This is a genomic window from Marinobacter sp. LV10R520-4 (assembly GCF_002563815.1).
In the GTDB taxonomy this organism is placed as follows: domain Bacteria; phylum Pseudomonadota; class Gammaproteobacteria; order Pseudomonadales; family Oleiphilaceae; genus Marinobacter.
On sequence record NZ_PDJM01000001.1, the window covers coordinates 2,966,398 to 2,984,806 of the forward strand.

An 18,409-nucleotide genomic window follows, 5' to 3' on the forward strand; every position below is an offset into this window, starting at 1 on the left:
GGCTATCCCGGGTTTCATCGTAGATGTCGAAGCCGGTAGCAAGATCGTCGATGCCAACTGGGCTGCCATCGATGCGCTCGACACAATGCCGTCAAAAATTATTGGTGTTGCATTTGCTGAGTTGTTTGTTGTTAATTCCCCGGACAGTTGTCTCGACTACGACCAGTTGCCTTCAATTGGTAGCGAATTTACATGCCATTTCATGGAATCAGGTTCACAGTCTCGGTTATATCGCCACCGTCATTTGGTGGAAAATGCGTTTGCACGCTTGAAACATTTTCGTGGGCTGGCGACGCGCTATGACAAATTGAAACGCAACTATCAGAGCGGCGTCGCCATGGCTTGTGGGTTTTTATGGTTGCCGATGTAATGAAACGTCAACAGACCCTAGCAAAACCCTCACGTTTGATGGTGGAGGCGTGGATAGCCATTGGCTTATTAATAGCGACTCATACATTACCTTTGGCGCCAGCACAAACATAGTGTTGAAAAATGTAACCCCCAACAGCACGATTACCTGGAATGCAAAGGGCTACACGTCTGTAGGCGCAAGCGCAAATCTGATAGGCACTTTTTTGGCAGGTACCTATATCTCAACCGGAGCAAACACCACACTAAGAGGTATTGGTGGTGCTTGTGGGGGTCTGTACGCCACTGGGTACGTCACATTAGGCGCAGATAACTCAATTGGAGCGGCTGGTTGTGGGGCTCCATCAGCCGTAGACACAGACATAGACCACTATCAAATCATTCACGATGGCAAGGGTCTGACCTGCGATCCAGAAACCGTCACCATCAACGCCTGTACCAATGCCTATGACGGTTCTTGCACACTCAGCAGTGAAACCGTAACGCTAGACGTTACTGCAACGGGTTCTGGTTCGGTCACTGATCGTATCCGCTTTACCGGCACAGGCACTGCCCGCATTCCCTATACCTTCGCTGAGTCAGCCATTTTGTCGCTAGCAAATGCATCCATAGCCGCAGCGAACCCAACCGTCTGTTTTAATGGCAGTATAATCAGTTGCGACTTGGTTTTTGCTGAATCCGGCTTCTCTCTGACTATTTCGAATCATATTTCTGGCCAGGAGGTTCAAGCGTCGATTCTGGCTGTTAAAACCGGTGAAGAGGATCCTGGCCAGTGCGTGCCAGCGTTTACCGGTAAAAAAGACATCGAGTTCAACACTGTGCACCAGAACCCGTCAACAGGAACGCTAGCGGTTGAAAGCGGCGGCGATTTGCTAAGCGGCCATAGGCTGGCACTGGATTTTGATAGCACAGGCGCAGCCCGTTTTCCGATTCAGTACAAAGATGTGGGCCGTGTTTTGCTGAAGGCTCGGTACGAGGGTGCCGGTGAAGACGCGGGGCTGGTGATGCTCGGTGAAGGTACTTTTGTGGCTCGCCCGGATCATTTCGAGCTAGCCATACCGGGGAACAAGGCCGCAACTTCCGTGCAGGATGGCACTGCTTTTGTGGCTGCCGGTCAGGATTTTGAAATTCGGGTATCGTCAATCAACGCTCTTGGCGATGTGACGGCCAATTTTGGCCGGGAAACCTTGGCTGAATCTGTCCAGCGGAAGACAGCGCTGGTGGCCCCTGCCGATGGCGGCTCGCCGCCGTTAGCCGGTGCGTTTGGTGCGTTCGGTGAGGATTGCAGCGGTAATGCGGCCAGCGGGGGCAGGGCCTGCGGCCAGTTTCAGTGGCCCGAGGTGGGTATTGTCAGCATTATGCCATCGCTCCTGAGCGGCCGTTATCTGGGCACTGCCGATGTAGTCGGAGACCAGGTTGCGCACGTGGGCCGTTTTATCCCAGACTGGTTCAATATTGTGGTTGCTGAACACGGTGAGGTAGAGCCTTATTGCACGGCTTCCACGGCTTTTGCTTACATGGGACAGAATCTGCACTGGAAAACAGGCGTGCAACCGATGTTGACATTGGAAGCCTGGAACGCCAGCGGCGACGTGACCCGCAATTACACACTGGGCAATTTTCAACGCTTGTTGGCCACTGATCTGGTGCGCACTGCGGGGAGCTCGGATGTTACGGCCTTTGATGCTGCGGGCAATCTTTTCCCGGTATCTACAACTCTGGAACTGGGGGGGTGTCAGTCATTGGCCGCGGCCGGTTACAGTATCTATTTTCGCTCGATGACGAGATCACCTACAGCAAAACCACCCAATCCCGTGTCCTGCCACTGGCTCCGGACTATCGCATTGAGTTGACCGGGCTGGCAGATGCCGACGACGTCTCTTCGCCGCAACTGTCCGTGGCGATTGCCCCAAAGTTTCCGCTTGAAATGCGCTATGGCCGCTTGCAGATGGAAAATGTCTACGGACTGGAAACTTCCGACCTGAAAATGCCATTCCAGGCCGAGTTCTACACCTCCAGTGGCTTTATCATCAATAGCGCGGATGGGTGCTGGTCTTACAACACGGCGGCGGATGTCGCGTTAGACCAGAGTAATCTCAGCGGCGGCAACACATCTGTAATCGGAACATCCGGAACCCTCCTGGCAGGTGCTGCAGAGGAAGATGAGCAACTCATTCTGAAGGCGCCGGGCGCCAACAACCAGGGCGATGTGATTGCTACCTTCGCGGTGCCGCTGTGGCTACAGGGCGACTGGAATCAGGATGGCTTTCTGGAAAATCCCCAAGCCACCGCCACCTTCGGCGTCTACCGAGGTAACGACCGCGTTATCTACTGGCGCGAAGTGCTGAACAACTGAAGATAAGCGACCCTAACCCAGGGGACGGATTTGAAATCCGTCCCCTGTTTTCCCGTTCTTTATGTTGACTGCAATTCCAAATCGGCGCAGCAGGCTTGCACGAATCTGAGCACGGTTGCAGCGTCAAAGTGCGCAGCGGGCAGGCCCGGGAGATAGCCTATTTCTTCGAAGCGACGGCTGTCGATCTTGCTTTGCAGCCGCAACGCCATCCACTGGTCGGGAAATAGCCGGGTCTGCACCCGGGAAACAGCACGCAGCTGCACGTCCTCGTGCCGTGGGTCGGCGGCAATGATCGCAAAGCGTTCCTGCACTCGAAACGGTTCGCCTTCGAGTACCTGCACGAAATAGCCGTCCAGGAACAGCAGTGCTTACGAAAAGACGATGCGGAGGCGTTCCTGAGTCAGCTGCACCAGAGGTTGGATCGCTTTGGACTGTCGCTCAACGAGGACAAGACGAAGCTCATCCGCTTTGGACGCTTTGCCCGGAAGGACTGTGCGACAGCAGGGCTACCAAAGCCTGAGTCGTTCGATTTTCTGGGGTTCACGCACAGCTGTGCAGTCCTGCGTGATAGACGGACGTTCATGTTGCTGCGGCAAACATCTGTGAGCCGCACGCGACGAACGCTGCATAGCGTCAAGGACTGGTTATACCGAAACAGGCATCGGCCGGTTGGCGAGCAGAAACGCTGGCTGGCTGCAGTGATGCGGGGTCACCTGAACTACTTTGCCGTTCCAGGCAACGTCATCAGGGTGAGCCGCTTTCACACGGAACTTGGAAAGCTCTGGATGAAGGCGTTACGGCGCCGCAGCCAGCGCTACCGTCTCGTGTGGGCGCGCTTCAGTCAGTTCTTGCGAGACGCGCTGTCACAACCCAGAGTTGTGCATCCTTGGCCAAACAAACGATTTGACGGTATACACTCAAGATAGGAGCCGTGTGCGTGAGTAGCGCACGTACGGATCTGTGCAGGGGGTGCCGGGTGACCGGCATTCCTACTGCGACCGGTGTCTCGTCAGCGTGGGTGACGGCGTGTCGTAGAAGGACGTTTCTCAGCGCATCAACCGGTGGCTGTGAGTGCACTTTGCTCTGCTTGCTGGCCAGTTCAAAAGAGTCAGCATTGATAACTACTTGATGAGAAGCGTTCCTCTGGCCGCCGGCACCTGGTTGGACGCAGTAACAATTGTGCACGCCCCCGAACGGAGGTGGTTCATGGCGTGCTGCCAGTGTTTTTAAGGCACCGCTGGCTGGCCGTGCATTTTCAACTAGCATACAGAAAAAGTTCAGCGTACCAAGCTTGCCAAGACTGCAGATGTTCGGAATCTTGCGTCTATGCAAATTGCGGTACAAACGATATTCATTCCAGCTACTTCTTTTTTTATTTCTACAGTATGTAATTAATTACAAAATAATTACGCAAATATCGTAATTTCTTCCTGATAGAGTAGTCGGTGATGAAAAAGAACTCACAGGAGTAATAAATGACTTCGAAAAACAGCTATTCCGGCACCGAGACAGAGCAAGCAGCTAATTATGCACGCGCTTGACTCATCCAAGCGGATGACAAAACAGCGTTTAGCACACTACCTAGATGTTGCGCCCCCACGCATTTCCGAGGGTCTGCGCGGGGCATGGCGATTGAATGAAGATTTGAAGCAGAAGTTAATCGATAATTTCGGGCAACCCCGAGGTATCCCGGGTCGATATGTTCAGGCGGAGGTATCTGGTTCAATCTCTGAGTTTCTTGCCGAGGAAGCCGAGTTGTCTCGAAAGCGGCATCTTCAAACCGTTTTGAGTACGCTCTTTGATAGGGATTTTCTCCAGCGCCTCGCTGAGAGTGTTACTCCATGGCCAGAAGGAACTTATTCGCCACCTGTGTTGGCACCAAGACAAACCACCGAAATGTTGTCCAAGCTAGAGCGGTTCCTGTTGAGTCCAAAGTTTGCCGAGTGGTTCCACGCTTTGCGGCAGGGACATGAGAGGCTAAATAATGAGAAGGGTTCCTCGTATGACCTAGAGAGTTTTTTCTGGGCTTCAACCTATTACGACATTGAACTGATTGAAGAAATTTCGATTCCGGTGGGTAGCCCAGACCTTCCAAGTACTAATGGGCTACGAGAACATGCTAAGGCAGAGGGGCTAGCTTTTGAGAAAATTAACGCTTTAGATCTGGCGTCTGTCGGTGCTGCGCTTCTGGCGTTGCGTGAGGAAAAACACTACCGATCTGCCGGGCTTAATAAACCAGTCTCTCTGACCCAGTCATCCAAGCACAGGAGATGTGTTGAGGTAGAGGAATTTGTTCTCACCGGTAATCTAATTTGGACAGAAGAGAGTCAGTTTAAAAGCGCAAAGCGTGGTTTACCATTCGCTGAAAACGCGATTTTCCGAGTTTCAGGTAATCAGTTTCAAAAAACGATTTCGCCAACGTTTGAGAGGGATCGGCGTCTGGAGTTTCCCAGCTTGAAAGGACAGGCAAACTGGGATGTAGATTGCTGGAACACCTACCGTGTTGAATTGTTCCTTAGGCGTGATTGCAATTATAGCCTCGTAATAGAACTAGGCAATGATCAGTTGTCCTCGGTGCCTAATGGCTATCACTTCCCCCTGCGTAAAGTCGTTATTCCAAGCATCACTGGCCACTGTTCGGCGTCAACTATCCTGTCCGGTCGGACAGGATAGTTGACGCCGAACAGTCAACGGACTGCTGCTAATGTTCATTGGAGCATCCTTTTGGGGCTGGCTGGCGGATTACGGATTACCTGCCAACATACTGCTTGGTATCGGTGCCCTGACACTGGTTTTCGATATCCGTGACTATTCGCTGGATCCAAAGCCCAAATCGCTGCTCCTTGGCGGGATGGTGCTGCCTGTATGGCCGTTATTTAGATTCTGGGTAAGATCAGCGTGATGTTCGTAGAGGTGTGCTGGTGGTGAAGAATTAAAAAATTGGGACAATTTTGGGACATAAAAAAATCAGCCACCGTTAAGTGACTGATTCTTTTATACGAATATGGTCGGGACGGTAGGATTTGAACCTACGACCCCTTGCACCCCATGCAAGTGCGCTACCAAGCTGCGCTACGCCCCGATTTGCTAATTTATGCCTATCCAAAACGATATTTTGGTGGCACAGGCCAATGAGACTTAAAGAGGAATCTCAGTGGCTTAGCGGGAGCGAATATTACACGAGCAAATTCCAAAAAGAAACACCAACCGACGAAATTGTGCGGGTTTTGGCGCGCGTTAACGTAATTTGGTTTCCCGCAGTTTGCGCACGAATTCGGATGGAGCGAAGCTGTCCGGATCGGATACTCCCCAGTACTTGTCGGATACGGTCAGGCCGGTGTCGCCTTTTATAAGCTCAAGCGGCGCCGCTCGGGTTCCATCTTCGCCGCCATCCACGACGATAAAGTCAGGTCGCCTTCCGGTTTTCAGCATGGCTTTTACAAAGACACTGGCGTTGTAAGGCTTTTTGCAGGCCTTGCCGATCAGGATACGGAAATCACTGCTTTTGATATCGCCGGACGCCATGGAGTGATTCATCCATTCGAATCCTTACCATACATTTCAAGCTGGGAGCCATGCGGTTGCTTATCCAGAATATTCTTGGCCCGCTGATCCCGTGAGGGCAGTGAAAAACGCCATTGACGTGTAGATCAGAGATAACGGAAGCGACATGAAAAAGGTCACAACACAAAGAATGTAGACGGTGTAACGAACAGGTACCGGGTTCGTTAACTTGGGCATTAAGCGTGCCTCCTTAGGCGAGCGGAGGGTTGGGAGGTTGATTTACGCTCTCTATGGGCAGGGAGGTGACTTTGATATATGAAGCACAAAACTATAAACTGGTTTTTTCGCAAATCTTGAGAGTACCGATTTAACCGCACAAACTGACGAAGTTCAATGATGTTTAAAGTAGTTCAACGAAGGAGGCTCCACTGTGGGCAACATTGTTAAAGACGATTATCAAACCGACTATGTGGTAGGACAAGACAACATCGAGAAGTTTGGTTTTGACATACACAACGTTGTGTTCCCGGTGACAGCGCTGCTTATCGTCCTGTTTGTCGTAGGAACACTGATTTTCCCCACAGCGTCAGGGGAGTTGCTTGCTAGCGCCAAAAACGGTGCTATCGCAACTTTCGACTGGGTCTTTCTGCTCAGCGCAAACTTTTTCGTTCTTCTGTGTCTCGCTCTGATCGTCATGCCGGTCAGTAAAATCCGTATAGGCGGTCAGGACGCCAAGCCGGAATTCTCCCGGATCTCCTGGTTTTCGATGCTGTTTGCGGCCGGCATGGGCATTGGCCTGATGTACTGGGCCGTGGCCGAGCCGGTGGCTTACCTCACCGACTGGTATGGCACCCCGCTGGGCGTTGAGCCCAATACGCCGGAAGCCGCGAGGTTGGCCATGGGTGCGACCATGTACCACTGGGGCATGCATCCCTGGGCAATCTACGCCATCGTAGGTCTTTCCCTGGCATTCTTCACCTATAACAAGGGCTTTCCCCTGACGATCCGTTCGGCTTTCTTCCCGATCCTGGGTGACCGTGTCTGGGGCTGGCCTGGCAACGTCATCGATATCATTGCGGTTCTGTCAACCATCTTCGGTCTTGCCACCTCCCTTGGTTTTGGTGCCCAGCAAGCAGCAGCCGGTCTGGCCTTTTTGTTTCCCGAAGCGATCGAGGGCGGTCTCAACGTTCAGGTTGGCATCATTGCCGGTGTTACGGCCGTTGCTACCCTTTCCGTCATTCGCGGTATTGACGGCGGCGTAAAGCTGTTGAGTAACATCAATATGATCATTGCTGGCCTATTGCTGACGTTTGTCTTCTTCGCAGGTGCAACCCTCGGAATCATAGAGCAGATGTGGATCACTACTGCGTCCTACGTTGGCAACATGCTGCCCCTGAGCAACCCCTTCGGTCGTGAAGAAGATACCACCTGGTTCCATGGCTGGACGGTGTTCTACTGGGCATGGTGGATCTCCTGGTCACCCTTCGTCGGTATGTTTATCGCCCGGGTCTCCAAGGGGCGCACGGTTCGCGAGTTCGTAATTTCGGTTTTGTTGGTCCCCACCGTGATCACTATTGTCTGGATGAGCACCTTTGGTGGCAGCGCCCTGGCGCAAATTGAGGCAGGCGTGGGTACGCTTGCGAGCGAAGGCTTGACTGACGTGTCTTTGGCCATGTTTCAGATGCTTGAAAATATCCCCTTTACCGCGATTACTTCCTTCATGGCCATAATGCTGGTTCTGGTGTTTTTCGTGACATCATCGGACTCAGGTTCGCTGGTTATCGACAGTATCACCTCTGGCGGTAGAATCGATGCCCCCAAAACCCAGCGTATTTTCTGGGCGGTTACGGAGGGCATGATTGCAGGTGTATTGCTGTTTGTGGGCGGCGCAGATGCCTTGAGCGCGCTGCAAGCCGGCGCGGTCAGTGTTGGTCTGCCGTTCACCTTCGTGCTGTTGGCGATGAGCTATAGCTTGATGAAAGGATTGAACCATGAGCGCCGCCTGCTGATTGCAGAAGGCAAAATGACGTAACCAAGGAAGGCCGACGATTAGCCGGCCCTTTTCACTGCTAATACCTTTAGCGTTTAAATAAAAAAGCAAGAAAAACAAAAAAGGGGCCTTCTTCAAAGGCCCCTTTTTTGTTGCAACCAGTTTTATTACAGCCCATTGCTATAAATATCCAAACGCCGCCGTAGCATACTTGACCCATTTCTCGGGCGAATAGTGCGGTCTTCGCAGCGCCTCCACTTTCTGCAACCGTGGCCTGAGACCCCGGCTCACCATCTGGATTGCCAACCCGGGGCGAGTATTGAGCTCCAGCAGCAGCGGTCCCTGCTAGACAATGGCAACATCAGGTGCACCGCCCAATGAATAGAGCCCGGCAAGAATATTCGAGAGGTGGCAAAACCGATGCACCCACAGCCCAGCGTGTATTCTGGGTGGTGATGGAAGGCGCAATCGCCGCGGTGTTGATATTCGGCGGCGGTGATGGTGCACTCGGAGCTATTCAGGCTGTTTCGATCAGTGCCGGGCTTTTGCACGAATGCCGATGTGCTCTAGCGCTTGTGAAATTCTTCCATTGCAAAGCGAGCGCGGTCACCGGGGGTGAAGTGGGGGCGTTTCAGATTTTCAATGGCACGCAAGCGCGGCAGTAGGCCGCAGCCGTTGGCCATTTGAATGGCCAACCCGGGGCGCGCGTTCAACTCCAACAGCAGCGGGCCTTCGTCCACATCCACCACCAGGTCTACGCCCATATAGCCTAGCCCGGTCGCTTCATAGCAGCGGGAGGCCATTTCCAGCATTTCATCCCAGGCGACAATATGGATATTGCCCAAAGATAAGCCGGTGTCCGGGTGCAGAAGAATGGGGCGATTGAACTGAACCGCGTTCAGACTTTTCCCTGTGCCGATGTCTAGTCCTACGCCTACAGCTCCCTGATGTAGGTTGGCCTTGCCGTCTGACGCTTTGGTGGCAAGCCGCAGCATGGCCATTACCGGGTAGCCTTGAAACACAATAATGCGGATGTCTGGTACGCCCTGAAACGAATAGCGCGCCAGATCCGGTGTGGACTGCACCAGGTTTTCGACAATGGCCACGTCAGAGGCGCCTGCCAGCGAATACAGCCCCGCCAGAATGTTGGTCAGGTGCCGTTCAAGCACATCTACGCCAATACGGGCGCCGGAGGCTTTGACGAATTCGTCGCCATCGCGCCCGGTGACGACGGTGATGCCCTTACCCCCAGAACCCTTGGCAGGCTTTATGGCAAAGCCGGCCAAATCCGCAGACAGTTCACGGAAGTGGGAAATTTCGTGTTGTTGGCTAACAATCTGCAAAAGGCGCGGTGTTTTTACACCGTATTCAGCCACCACCAATTTGGTTTTCAGCTTGTTGTCGACCAGCGGGTAGGAGGACCGATCGTTGTAGCGGGCAATATAGTCTACATTGCGCCGGTTCATGTTCAACATGCCCAGGCGGTTCAACGTAAACGGTGATATCCAGTCCATATTAGTCGTACACCTTCATCGGTGTGAAACGGCGCAGTTCGCTGAGTTTGTAGCCGGTGTAATTACCCATTAGCAGAATCAGGCCCAGAATAACCAGGTGCAATTCGGGGAAGTTGAAGGTCAGGTGTCCGGCTAAAGGTGCGCTCATCAACAGGTAGGCGCAAATGGCGACAAACAGACTGCCTGAGCCTTGTCTCATGACTTCCCGCGCGCCTTCTTCTTCCCACAAAATCGACATTCGCTCAATGGTCCAGGCGATAATAACCATAGGGAAGAAAGTCACCGTCATGCCGGTATTAAAGCCCATCTGATAACCTACAACGCTCAAACCGGCGGTAATGAATATCACCAGGATGATCAACGCCGAGATCCGCGAAACCAGCAGCAGGTTCAGGCTGGAAAGGTAGCTGCGCATCAACAGGCCAATGGCGACCACCGACAAAAATGCCACCAGCCCGGGTATCAAAGTGGTCTGCACAAACGCTACCGCAATCAGTACTGGCATGAAGGTGCCGGACGTGCGAATACCGATCAACATGCGCATGAAGGCCACCACCAGTGCCCCCAAAGGCAAAAGCAGCAGCATGCGGAACATGCCCTGTTCTTCAATCGGCAGTTCGTAAAAACTCAGAAAGCCGAGGCCGGTCTCTTTAGATTGCATGGCTGCCAGCTGGATGGCGGGAATGGTCTGGCGCAGCATAGAGAAGCTGATTTCGGAGTTGGCGCCGCCTACTACGTCCAACAGCGACGCGGATCCCTGGCGCCACAACAACAGATCTTCGGGCACGCCCTGTTCAGCGGTGCGGGGGTCAAAGGTTAGCCATTTTTCGCCGGTGTGAATTTGCAGGAACGCCAGCAGCGGTTGGCGCCGGCGAGCATCTTCCAGCTTCAGGCCATCGGCGGCGCGAGCGGGTATGCCAGAGAAGTTCAGCATGTCGACCAGTAGGTCGAGATAGTTTTCGCCGGCAATCAGAAGGGTGGTGTTCTGGGTGCCGGTGTCTGGTTGCATCAGCCGGATCAGCTCACGGGTCATGCTTTGTGGGTTACTGGAACGTTGCCTGGCCTGCTCCAGTATTTCCCGAACAGCGGTGGCTTCGGGTTCTTCCCAAAACACGGTGCGCGCCACCGGTTTTACTTTGGCGGGTAAGCTGCGCACGTCTGGGTCTGGTATCAACTGGACTTTGTAGTACAGCGTTTGTGGACCGGTCACATCCCGTTTAGTCCACTCGGCGCGGCGCATGCCACCTTGTTCTAGAATAGAAAAGCCGTAGCCAGGGGAGGCGGCTAGTTCGCTCAGGGTATGAAAACCCGGGGGCTGATCGGGCACGTTCAGTGCCGCCGTCACGGAGCCGCCTGTGGCGTCAAAATCCACCCGTGCCTCTACCATCCACACCGGCCGTTGTTCGCCGGTCAGCCAGGGAATTCCCAGTTCAATGTGGCGCCACACCGCCAGGGAAATGCCGGTGGCAATAATCAGAAAAATAGCGATGTAAAAGGGTGTGCGCGATCGGGTACTCATAATGTACCGCCGTTGACCATGGTGTCGGGCAGTTCGGTTGCAAACTCTTTGCCGACATCAATCAACATCACATCGCGCAGTACGTTGCGGCCAATCAGCACTTGATGGGTAAGGTGCGAACGGTCGGTCAGGGTGAATTCGGCCACTTGTGTGTGGTTACCTATAACAAATTGCAATTCCACCACCACACGGCGTTCAGGGTCCTCGACGTTTGATTGAAGAATTCTCACCCGTCGCGAGACTTCTTTTTCCAGTGTTAGCAGCTCTTCGCTGCCGGGCTCTTTGTCACCAGGCTCTTTATTTCCAGGAACCGGCACATCAAAGCGTACCCAGTTGCTGCCGTCGCGCTCGAATCGCACAATATTTCGCGCGTCAATAGAAGAAGTTTCGGCGCCGCTATCGATACGGGCGTTGTAAACGGTTTCCGCTGCGGTCAGGAAGAACTTTTCAACTCCGCCCACAATGAGTTTGCCTTTGAGCTGACTGGCCACGGCCTTGGCTGCGGTAGCCGCGGGGCAAGCCCGCTGTTTCGGCACGGGGGGCATTCTGGTGCTTTAACTTGGGCGCTTATGGCTTGCAGAATGGTTTCGGTCGATGCGGTTTGATCGTTGATTGCTTGCTCGAAGCGTACCTTGGCGTTGTTCTCTATGGTGACCAGCGTAGCCCGCTGGTTTTGCACCGAGGTGTTCACGGTTTCCAGATTGGATTTGGGTACCATAAAGTACTGATCTGCCGAACAGCCGGCCAGGCTAGTTAGTATCACCAACAATGGCAGCGCCAAGTGGACGTTGCCACCAGGCTTTGACCCCATGAAACCCTTGAAACCCATGAACTACCCCCGAAGGAAATGACAAAAAAGTGCCTGAACTGACAGGTCAGCGGCACGAAATGATTGTGTGATGGTGTTTCGGCGCAGTATACAGCAACTCACGGTAGCGATTTGTTTACAGATGATTAAGGCAACGTGTACCCCGCCAGCAACAATGGCAAACGAATAGGTTAAACTTGTCAGCGAACTGTACCAATGATAATACCGCAGGAGTAAACGCCCGTGCTTGAAACCTTCAGCCAATGGGTGGCTGACCAACCCGTGCTTGTACTCTCGCTGATGGCGGCGATTTCTATTCTGGTACTGATATTAGCCGGATTGCTGCTGCGTGCCGGGCAAAATAACCGCCACCTGCTCGCCGACTACAACGATTTGAAACTGGCATTAAGAGAGCAGCAGATAATGCTGGCCCATGAGCGCCAGTCGGCGGCGGAGAAACTGGCGCTTCTGGAGCATAACCGCGATGCGTTAAAACAGGAATTCGAGAATCTGGCGAACCGTATATTTGATCAGAAAAGCGAGCGCTTCAGTCAGCAGAACCAGAGCAGTATGGATACGCTGCTAAAACCGTTTCGTGATCAACTCAGCGATTTCCGACAGCGCGTGGAAACGGTACACACCACCGAAACTCGCGACCGCCAGGCGCTGCGCAGCGAAATAAAATCGTTGCAGGAGCTTAACCGCCAGATTACCGAAGAAGCCTCCAATCTGACGCGAGCTTTAAAAGGCGATAAAAAAATACAGGGTAACTGGGGCGAGTTGATTCTGGAGCGGGTGCTGGAAAGGTCTGGGTTGCGTAAAGGTATTGAATACGAAACCCAGGGCAGCTACCGCGACAGCGATAATCAGCTGCTGCGGCCAGACGTAGTGGTGCATCTTCCGGATAGCCGCAACCTGGTGGTAGATTCCAAGGTGTCGCTGGTGGCTTACCAGCAGTGGGTTATCAGCGACGAAGGCAGCGCCCGTGATGCGGCGCTGAAGCAGCATATGGACGCCGTGCGCAATCACATTTGCAGTCTGAGCGATAAAGATTACAGCCAGCTCAACGGTTTGCGTTCACCGGATTTTGTGCTGTTGTTTATGCCCATTGAACCGGCTTTTGTGGCGGCTTTTCAGCATGACGACAGCCTGTTTTCAGAAGCCTTCGAGCGTAAGATTATTGTGGTGACGCCCACCACCTTGTTGGCCACTCTGCGCACCATCGAAAACATCTGGCGTTACGAGCGCCAGAGCCAGAACGCCCGACTGATTGCGGAACGGGCGAGCGCAGTTTACGATAAATTACGGGTGTTTGTAGAAGCTATGGAACGCCTTGGCGGCCAGTTGCATACCGCTCAGGGCAGCTACGACAGTGCGATGAATACCCTGACCCGCGGCCGCGGCAACCTGATTTCACAAGCCAACCGCTTTGTAGAATTGGGAGTGCGGGTGAAAAAAGAACTGCCCAAAGCCGTCACCGAACAGGCCGAAGTCGACCCTGAAACCGACTCCGACCTTGATTCCGGTTTTGACTCAGAGCCCGCCCTTGGCCCTAACAAGAGCGTCTCCGATACGCCAGGGCACACGGAGCCGGACGCCGGCGAATCCATTAAGGAAAACAGTTATGGCAGCAACACCGTGTGAACTACCAACACTAAATCGAAGATTTTGAGTTGGCATCTGGGTAAACCTACTACGCGGCGTTCTGATGCGCAGTATTTTCCCTTCTAATAACGACGGATTTGTGTGGCATAAGATCCATCATTATGGGGTTGGACACACACCCCTTACAGGCTAGCCCTAAGGCCTCACCCGTTGCTTTTCTGAGGATATTAAGAGCGCCGTTGATGTCGGCGTTTATGATCCCGTGTTTGCTTTGATACAACCCTCGGCGGATTCGCTTTCCGCTGAACAGTGGTACGACGTTTTCAGGATTGTTGCCGTAAACCGGCATGAAATCATTATTCAAGGCGGAGGCTTTGGAGGTGTACGACTCCTCCTGAATGACGGTGGTTATGCCGAGAGCTTGGCACTTATATTGGATTTGAGAAATCAAAATTGAGTGCGGAATACCGACAAATTTCTGGTTGTTCACGCGGCCAATATTGACGTCTTGTTTCCAGTGTTTGTTATAACCGATAACCAGTGTGCCGATATTGTTTTCCAGGCAATAAGAGGCAACCTTGCTGGACGCTCTGTGCAGCAGGTCTTTTATCCGGCGAGTGCGCTTATTGGTCACGGCGCGAATGTGGGCGTATTTGCCTTGGGAGCGAAGTTTGGCCACACGTTTGTTGTACCAGGCATTGATCGATTTCAGCGCTTTACCGTTGATCAGAACAGGACGAACGCCCGGCTGATCGGTTGCGAGTGCGATAAGGTTGTTGATGCCTAAATCGATCCCAGCCTTGCGGGATTGGTCGAGAAGACGGCAAAAGTTGCCCGCCTCCACAATTTTTGATTCGTTGTAGATGATTTCGATAATGAAGCAGTTGCCCCTGGGTACAATTCTGACTTCAAGCGCAACGGTGTCGCCGACAGACGCGTTCCATTTTTGTGAAAACCGAAACTGCGTTTTGATCGGTGGCAATACACCGTTGGCAAAATACAACGTGCCGTCAACAAACTTGAAGCCGTTTCGTCTAATGTGCACGGTGGCCGCTTTGTGGGCATAACCAGGCTTCTTCGGCTTGGCCTTGAAGTTGGAAGGCATCTTCTTGTACGCCCGCAGAGACGCAAAATAAGAGGTCCATTCCTGGCCGACAATCTGCGTGCTTCGCTGGGCAATAGCCGCTGGAAGCTTGGTGTACAGTTCCGAGTTGTTTCTTTTGAGCCATTTGTCAGCGTCGCGATGCGACAGCCTCTGATCTTTGCCGTCAGGATGGTGCTGCATTAGATAAGAGGTGGCGTTCTTTATCCTGCGAACAATCTGAGTGCAAACGCTGGCCCCGCGAAACGCCTCGTGATTCCTCCGAATGAGGATTTGCTGGGTGCGAATGTGGGTTGATTTCTCGTTGTCCATGTTAATAATATTACGACCTGACCAAATTGGTGTCAATCATTTATACAGTCGTATTTTTCGATGAAAAGAAGTCGCAATTCGCGTGTATATCGAAAGCCAAGACCGTCCCAAATAATCGCTATCCATCCAACACTAAATCAAAGATTTTGAATTGGAATTCCGCTCATTTCGTTAAACGAGGCCCAGGCCTCGCTTGAGGCGTATGTCACCCGCGCAGGCAAAGAGGGCCAGTACTACACACAGTCGCTGGAGCGCATTACGGAGATAGAGAATCTGCGCAAAGATCGCGCTGTGGCAGCGGTGACCAATAATCCGGCCGTGTTGTCGCAGCCGCGAATAGCCACCATTGAAGCCGCTGAAGGGCAAAGTGCAGCTGATCTGAAAAAACTGTATTTGGCAGACAGCGAGGAGCAGGCGTTATTGATGCACCTGAACAGTGTTTTGCAGTTGTCAGGTTGGCGCGAAGACAAAACCTTTGTGCAGTTGGATCAACCAGCAGACATTCGCTACCAGGTTGAAAAACGCAACAGCAGCCTGCTGGTCCAGCAAATTACCCGTCAGCAAGGCACTATGCTGCGCAAAAGCCAACAGATTGACGTTTATGGCATTAGCCCGTTGGTAAAATGGGATTGCGAACCAAGCCTGGCCACTTGCTGGGTGTATGACCCAAGGGACGGCTCGCGGTTGTTTCAGCTAGGCGCTAATCAAGGCCAGGCGGAAGACATTGCCCGCACGCTGGGGCGTCTTATCCGCAACTTGCAGGCCGCCGGCAGGCAGGTGGCCTTGCCACCTGTGTCCGGTTAAGCGCTGTTTCAGCAGGCTCAGCTAAAGCGTGAGAAGTCTGGCTTACGCTTTTCTACAAAGGCGCGAAAGGATTCGGCCGCCTCCGGCGACTTCAGGCGTTCGCCGAACAGCGCGCCTTCTACCCGCATGGTTTCTTCCAGAGCCTCCCGATTTGGCCGTTTTAGCAGCTCTTTGGTAGCCCGAATGGCCGCTGGTGCCTGTGCCGCCAGTTTCTGACAGGCCTCCCAGGCTACCGCTTCCGTGTCTTCAGGTTCGCACACGCGATTGATGATACCCAGGCGTAAAGCCTCTTCCGCACTAAAACGACCACCCAGCATCAGCAGTTCAGCAGCCCGTACGCGGCCAATCCACATGGGCAGTAAAATGCTTGAGCCACCTTCGGGACAAAGGCCAAGGCTGGCAAATGGCATTTGGAAACCGGCGTTGGTGCCTGCCATCACCATGTCGCAGTGCAGCAACATAGTCGTGCCAATGCCTACCGCCGGCCCGTTAACCGCCACAACCACCGGTTTGGTAGCGTTAACCAGCACAAACAGGAAACGGCCCACCGGGGTTTCGCGGAAATCACCGGGCAAGCCCTTGGTGAAATCGTTGAGATCGTTGCCGGCGGTGAAACACTCATTGCTGCCGGTAAACAGAATGCAGCGAATGTCCTTGTCGGCTTCGGCCTGATCGATTGCGTCGGCCATGCTGGTGTACATAGCGTGGGTAAGGGCGTTCTTGCGCTCCGGGCGATTCAGGCGAACGATTAAAACCTGGTCCTTTTTCTCAATCAGAATAGGGTCTGTCACGGTGTCTCCCGATACTTCTTTGTTAGTTTGCAATGCATCTTAACCGCTTTTCATCGCATTCTTCACGAATTTTAGCGCTTTTGAGTAATCAACAGGCGCAACGAATTGGCCGACGGTCGGATCCCGCGCGTGGATGAATTTCTGGTAAACTTTGGCTTTCGATTTGCCAATATACTCTTATAACGACCGTTGATGAGGCGACTATGACCACCCTGATCCGCCAGGAAGACCTGATTGAAAGCGTAGCCGACGCGCTGCAGTTTATTTCCTACTATCACCCGAAGGATTTTATTCAGGCGGTGTACGAGGCCTATAAGAAAGAAGAATCTCAGGCGGCTAAAGACGCTATGGCGCAGATTCTGATTAACTCGCGGATGTGCGCCGAAGGCCACCGCCCGATCTGCCAGGATACCGGTATTGTGACGGTGTTTGTGAATGTCGGCATGAACGTGAAGTGGGATTTTGAAACCTCGCTGGACGATGCCATCAACGAAGGCGTACGTCGCGCCTATACCCATCCGGACAACATGCTGCGTGCGTCGATATTGGCCGACCCGGACGGCAAGCGCGAGAACACAAAAGACAACACACCCGCGATTATTCATTACAAAATTGTGCCGGGTAACACCGTAGACATTCACGTGGCGGCCAAGGGCGGTGGTTCTGAAGCCAAGTCCAAGTTTGCCATGCTGAACCCGTCAGATTCGGTGGTGGACTGGGTGCTGAAGATGATCCCGCAAATGGGCGCAGGTTGGTGCCCGCCGGGCATGCTGGGGATTGGTATTGGCGGTACCGCTGAAAAAGCCATGGCAATGGCGAAAGAGGCGCTGCTGGAACCCATTGATATTCACGAACTGAAAGCCCGCGGCGCGTCAAACCGCGCTGAAGAGCTGCGTCTGGAACTGTTCGAAAAAGTAAACGAGCTGGGCATTGGTGCCCAGGGCCTGGGCGGCCTGACCACAGTGCTGGATGTGAAAGTGAAGGATTTCCCCACCCACGCGGCCAACAAGCCGGTGGCGATTATTCCTAACTGCGCAGCCACCCGCCATGCGCACTTTGTGCTGGACGGCAATGGCCCGTCACTGCAAACCCCGCCGAGCCTGGATGACTGGCCGGAAATTACCTGGGAAGTGGGTGAGAACGTGCGCCGGGTGAACCTGAACACCGTGACTCCGGAAGACGTAAAAGACTGGCAGCCAGGTGAAACCGTTCTGCTGTCGGGCAAGATGCTCACCGGCCGTGACGCCGCCCACAAAAAAATGGTGGACATGATCAACAACGGTGAAGAGCTGCCGGTGGATATGAAAGGGCGCTTTATTTACTACGTTGGCCCGGTGGACCCGGTGCGCGAAGAAGTAGTTGGCCCCGCAGGCCCCACCACAGCGACTCGCATGGATAAGTTCACCCACACCATGCTGGAAAAAACCGGCCTGACCGGCATGATAGGTAAAGCCGAGCGTGGTCAGGCGGGAATTGATGCCATTCGCGAATTTGGTGCGGTGTATCTGATGGCGGTAGGCGGTGCGGCCTACCTGGTGTCAAAAGCCATCAAACACGCCGAAGTGGTGGCCTTCCCGGAACTGGGTATGGAAGCCATTTACGAATTCGACGTGGAAGACATGCCGGTGACGGTTGCGGTGGATTCCCGCGGATCTTCTGTACACCAAACAGGGCCGGCTGAGTGGCACAAGAAGATCATCGCCGCCAAGGCTGTCGAAATCTAAAAGGGGACAGA

The 18,409-nt window shown here is 53.4% G+C and carries 14 protein-coding genes, 1 tRNA gene and 2 pseudogenes; 9 read left to right on the forward strand and 8 right to left on the reverse strand.

Annotated elements, in window-relative coordinates:
• Positions 1-226 precede the first annotated feature (226 nt).
• From ATG98_RS14450 to ATG98_RS14460, 3 genes and pseudogenes are all read left to right on the forward strand, one after another.
• Positions 227-370, forward strand: a pseudogene (locus tag ATG98_RS14450) (transposase); the annotation flags it as partial.
• Positions 345-2,222, forward strand: a complete 1,878-nt coding sequence (locus ATG98_RS14455; protein ID WP_228706149.1) for a DUF6701 domain-containing protein — start codon at positions 345-347, stop codon at positions 2,220-2,222. The pseudogene ATG98_RS14450 and the gene ATG98_RS14455, both read left to right, overlap by 26 nt.
• Positions 2,213-2,725, forward strand: coding sequence for a DUF6701 domain-containing protein (locus ATG98_RS14460; RefSeq protein ID WP_323807760.1), 513 nt, complete (start codon positions 2,213-2,215; stop codon positions 2,723-2,725). Before ATG98_RS14455 ends, ATG98_RS14460 begins: the two co-directional genes overlap by 10 nt.
• Before the next feature lie 59 nt (positions 2,726-2,784).
• Here the strand turns inward: ATG98_RS14460 and ATG98_RS14465 are convergent, their stop codons facing one another.
• Positions 2,785-3,090 (reverse strand): BLUF domain-containing protein, encoded by a 306-nt coding sequence (locus ATG98_RS14465; RefSeq protein ID WP_098417862.1) that lies wholly within the window; start codon positions 3,088-3,090, stop codon positions 2,785-2,787.
• 1,162 nt (positions 3,091-4,252) lie between these two features.
• Between ATG98_RS14465 and ATG98_RS14475 the strand changes: the two genes are divergently transcribed.
• Positions 4,253-5,398 (forward strand): hypothetical protein, encoded by a 1,146-nt coding sequence (locus ATG98_RS14475; RefSeq protein WP_098417863.1) that lies wholly within the window; start codon positions 4,253-4,255, stop codon positions 5,396-5,398.
• A 332-nt stretch (positions 5,399-5,730) separates the two neighbouring features.
• Here ATG98_RS14475 and ATG98_RS14485 read toward each other — a convergent pair.
• Positions 5,731-5,807 (reverse strand) — tRNA-Pro (locus tag ATG98_RS14485).
• 155 nt (positions 5,808-5,962) lie between these two features.
• Entirely contained in the window at positions 5,963-6,250 is a 288-nt protein-coding gene (locus ATG98_RS22990; RefSeq protein ID WP_416376578.1) for a hypothetical protein, read from the reverse strand.
• Between the two features lie 409 nt (positions 6,251-6,659).
• On the opposite strand from ATG98_RS22990, the gene ATG98_RS14495 reads away from it, so the two are divergent.
• Both ATG98_RS14495 and ATG98_RS22995 read left to right on the forward strand, forming a co-directional pair.
• Entirely contained in the window at positions 6,660-8,261 is a 1,602-nt protein-coding gene (locus ATG98_RS14495) for a BCCT family transporter (protein WP_098417865.1), read from the forward strand.
• A 365-nt stretch (positions 8,262-8,626) separates the two neighbouring features.
• Positions 8,627-8,764, forward strand: a pseudogene (locus ATG98_RS22995) (BCCT family transporter); the annotation flags it as partial.
• Between the two features lie 21 nt (positions 8,765-8,785).
• Here the strand turns inward: ATG98_RS22995 and ATG98_RS14500 are convergent.
• Genes ATG98_RS14500 through ATG98_RS14510 form a run of 3 tightly spaced genes read right to left on the reverse strand, consistent with a single transcriptional unit; the run spans position 8,786 to position 11,797 of the window.
• On the reverse strand, positions 8,786-9,733 hold the full coding sequence (locus ATG98_RS14500; protein ID WP_098423639.1) for an alpha-L-glutamate ligase-like protein: 948 nt from the start codon (positions 9,731-9,733) through the stop codon (positions 8,786-8,788).
• 1 nt (position 9,734) lies between these two features.
• Positions 9,735-11,252 carry an inactive transglutaminase family protein gene (locus ATG98_RS14505; RefSeq protein ID WP_098423641.1) on the reverse strand — a complete coding sequence of 506 codons (1,518 nt, stop codon included), beginning with the start codon at positions 11,250-11,252 and terminating at the stop codon, positions 9,735-9,737.
• On the reverse strand, positions 11,249-11,797 hold the full coding sequence (locus tag ATG98_RS14510) for an ATP-dependent zinc protease (protein WP_228706150.1): 549 nt from the start codon (positions 11,795-11,797) through the stop codon (positions 11,249-11,251). The genes ATG98_RS14505 and ATG98_RS14510 overlap by 4 nt, the downstream gene beginning before the upstream one ends.
• A 563-nt stretch (positions 11,798-12,360) precedes the next feature.
• On the opposite strand from ATG98_RS14510, the gene ATG98_RS14515 reads away from it, so the two are divergent.
• On the forward strand, positions 12,361-13,704 hold the full coding sequence (locus tag ATG98_RS14515) for a DNA recombination protein RmuC (protein ID WP_228706273.1): 1,344 nt from the start codon (positions 12,361-12,363) through the stop codon (positions 13,702-13,704).
• Positions 13,705-13,753: 49 nt separating this feature from the next.
• On the opposite strand, the gene ATG98_RS14520 is transcribed toward ATG98_RS14515, so the two are convergent.
• Positions 13,754-15,079 carry an RNA-guided endonuclease InsQ/TnpB family protein gene (locus ATG98_RS14520; RefSeq protein WP_228706151.1) on the reverse strand — a complete coding sequence of 442 codons (1,326 nt, stop codon included), beginning with the start codon at positions 15,077-15,079 and terminating at the stop codon, positions 13,754-13,756.
• Positions 15,080-15,370: 291 nt separating this feature from the next.
• On the opposite strand from ATG98_RS14520, the gene ATG98_RS14525 reads away from it, so the two are divergent.
• Positions 15,371-15,883 carry a hypothetical protein gene (locus ATG98_RS14525; RefSeq protein ID WP_228706152.1) on the forward strand — a complete coding sequence of 171 codons (513 nt, stop codon included), beginning with the start codon at positions 15,371-15,373 and terminating at the stop codon, positions 15,881-15,883.
• Between the two features lie 17 nt (positions 15,884-15,900).
• On the opposite strand, the gene ATG98_RS14530 is transcribed toward ATG98_RS14525, so the two are convergent.
• Positions 15,901-16,674 carry an enoyl-CoA hydratase gene (locus tag ATG98_RS14530; RefSeq protein ID WP_098423645.1) on the reverse strand — a complete coding sequence of 258 codons (774 nt, stop codon included), beginning with the start codon at positions 16,672-16,674 and terminating at the stop codon, positions 15,901-15,903.
• Positions 16,675-16,877: 203 nt separating this feature from the next.
• On the opposite strand from ATG98_RS14530, the gene ATG98_RS14535 reads away from it, so the two are divergent.
• On the forward strand, positions 16,878-18,398 hold the full coding sequence (locus ATG98_RS14535) for a fumarate hydratase (protein WP_098423646.1): 1,521 nt from the start codon (positions 16,878-16,880) through the stop codon (positions 18,396-18,398).
• Positions 18,399-18,409: the final 11 nt, after the last annotated feature.

Bases quoted from the DNA above. Each gene is read 5' to 3' on its own strand.
- ATG98_RS14475 (WP_098417863.1), top strand. From the start codon at position 4,253: ATGCACGCGCTTGACTCATCCAAGCGGATGACAAAACAGCGTTTAGCA.
- ATG98_RS22990 (WP_416376578.1), bottom strand. From the start codon at position 6,250: ATGGCGTCCGGCGATATCAAAAGCAGTGATTTCCGTATCCTGATCGGC.
- ATG98_RS14510 (WP_228706150.1), bottom strand. From the start codon at position 11,797: ATGCCCCCCGTGCCGAAACAGCGGGCTTGCCCCGCGGCTACCGCAGCC.
- ATG98_RS14535 (WP_098423646.1), top strand. From the start codon at position 16,878: ATGACCACCCTGATCCGCCAGGAAGACCTGATTGAAAGCGTAGCCGAC.
- ATG98_RS14505 (WP_098423641.1), bottom strand. From the start codon at position 11,252: ATGAGTACCCGATCGCGCACACCCTTTTACATCGCTATTTTTCTGATT.
- ATG98_RS14515 (WP_228706273.1), top strand. From the start codon at position 12,361: ATGGCGGCGATTTCTATTCTGGTACTGATATTAGCCGGATTGCTGCTG.
- ATG98_RS14520 (WP_228706151.1), bottom strand. From the start codon at position 15,079: ATGGACAACGAGAAATCAACCCACATTCGCACCCAGCAAATCCTCATT.
- ATG98_RS14500 (WP_098423639.1), bottom strand. From the start codon at position 9,733: ATGGACTGGATATCACCGTTTACGTTGAACCGCCTGGGCATGTTGAAC.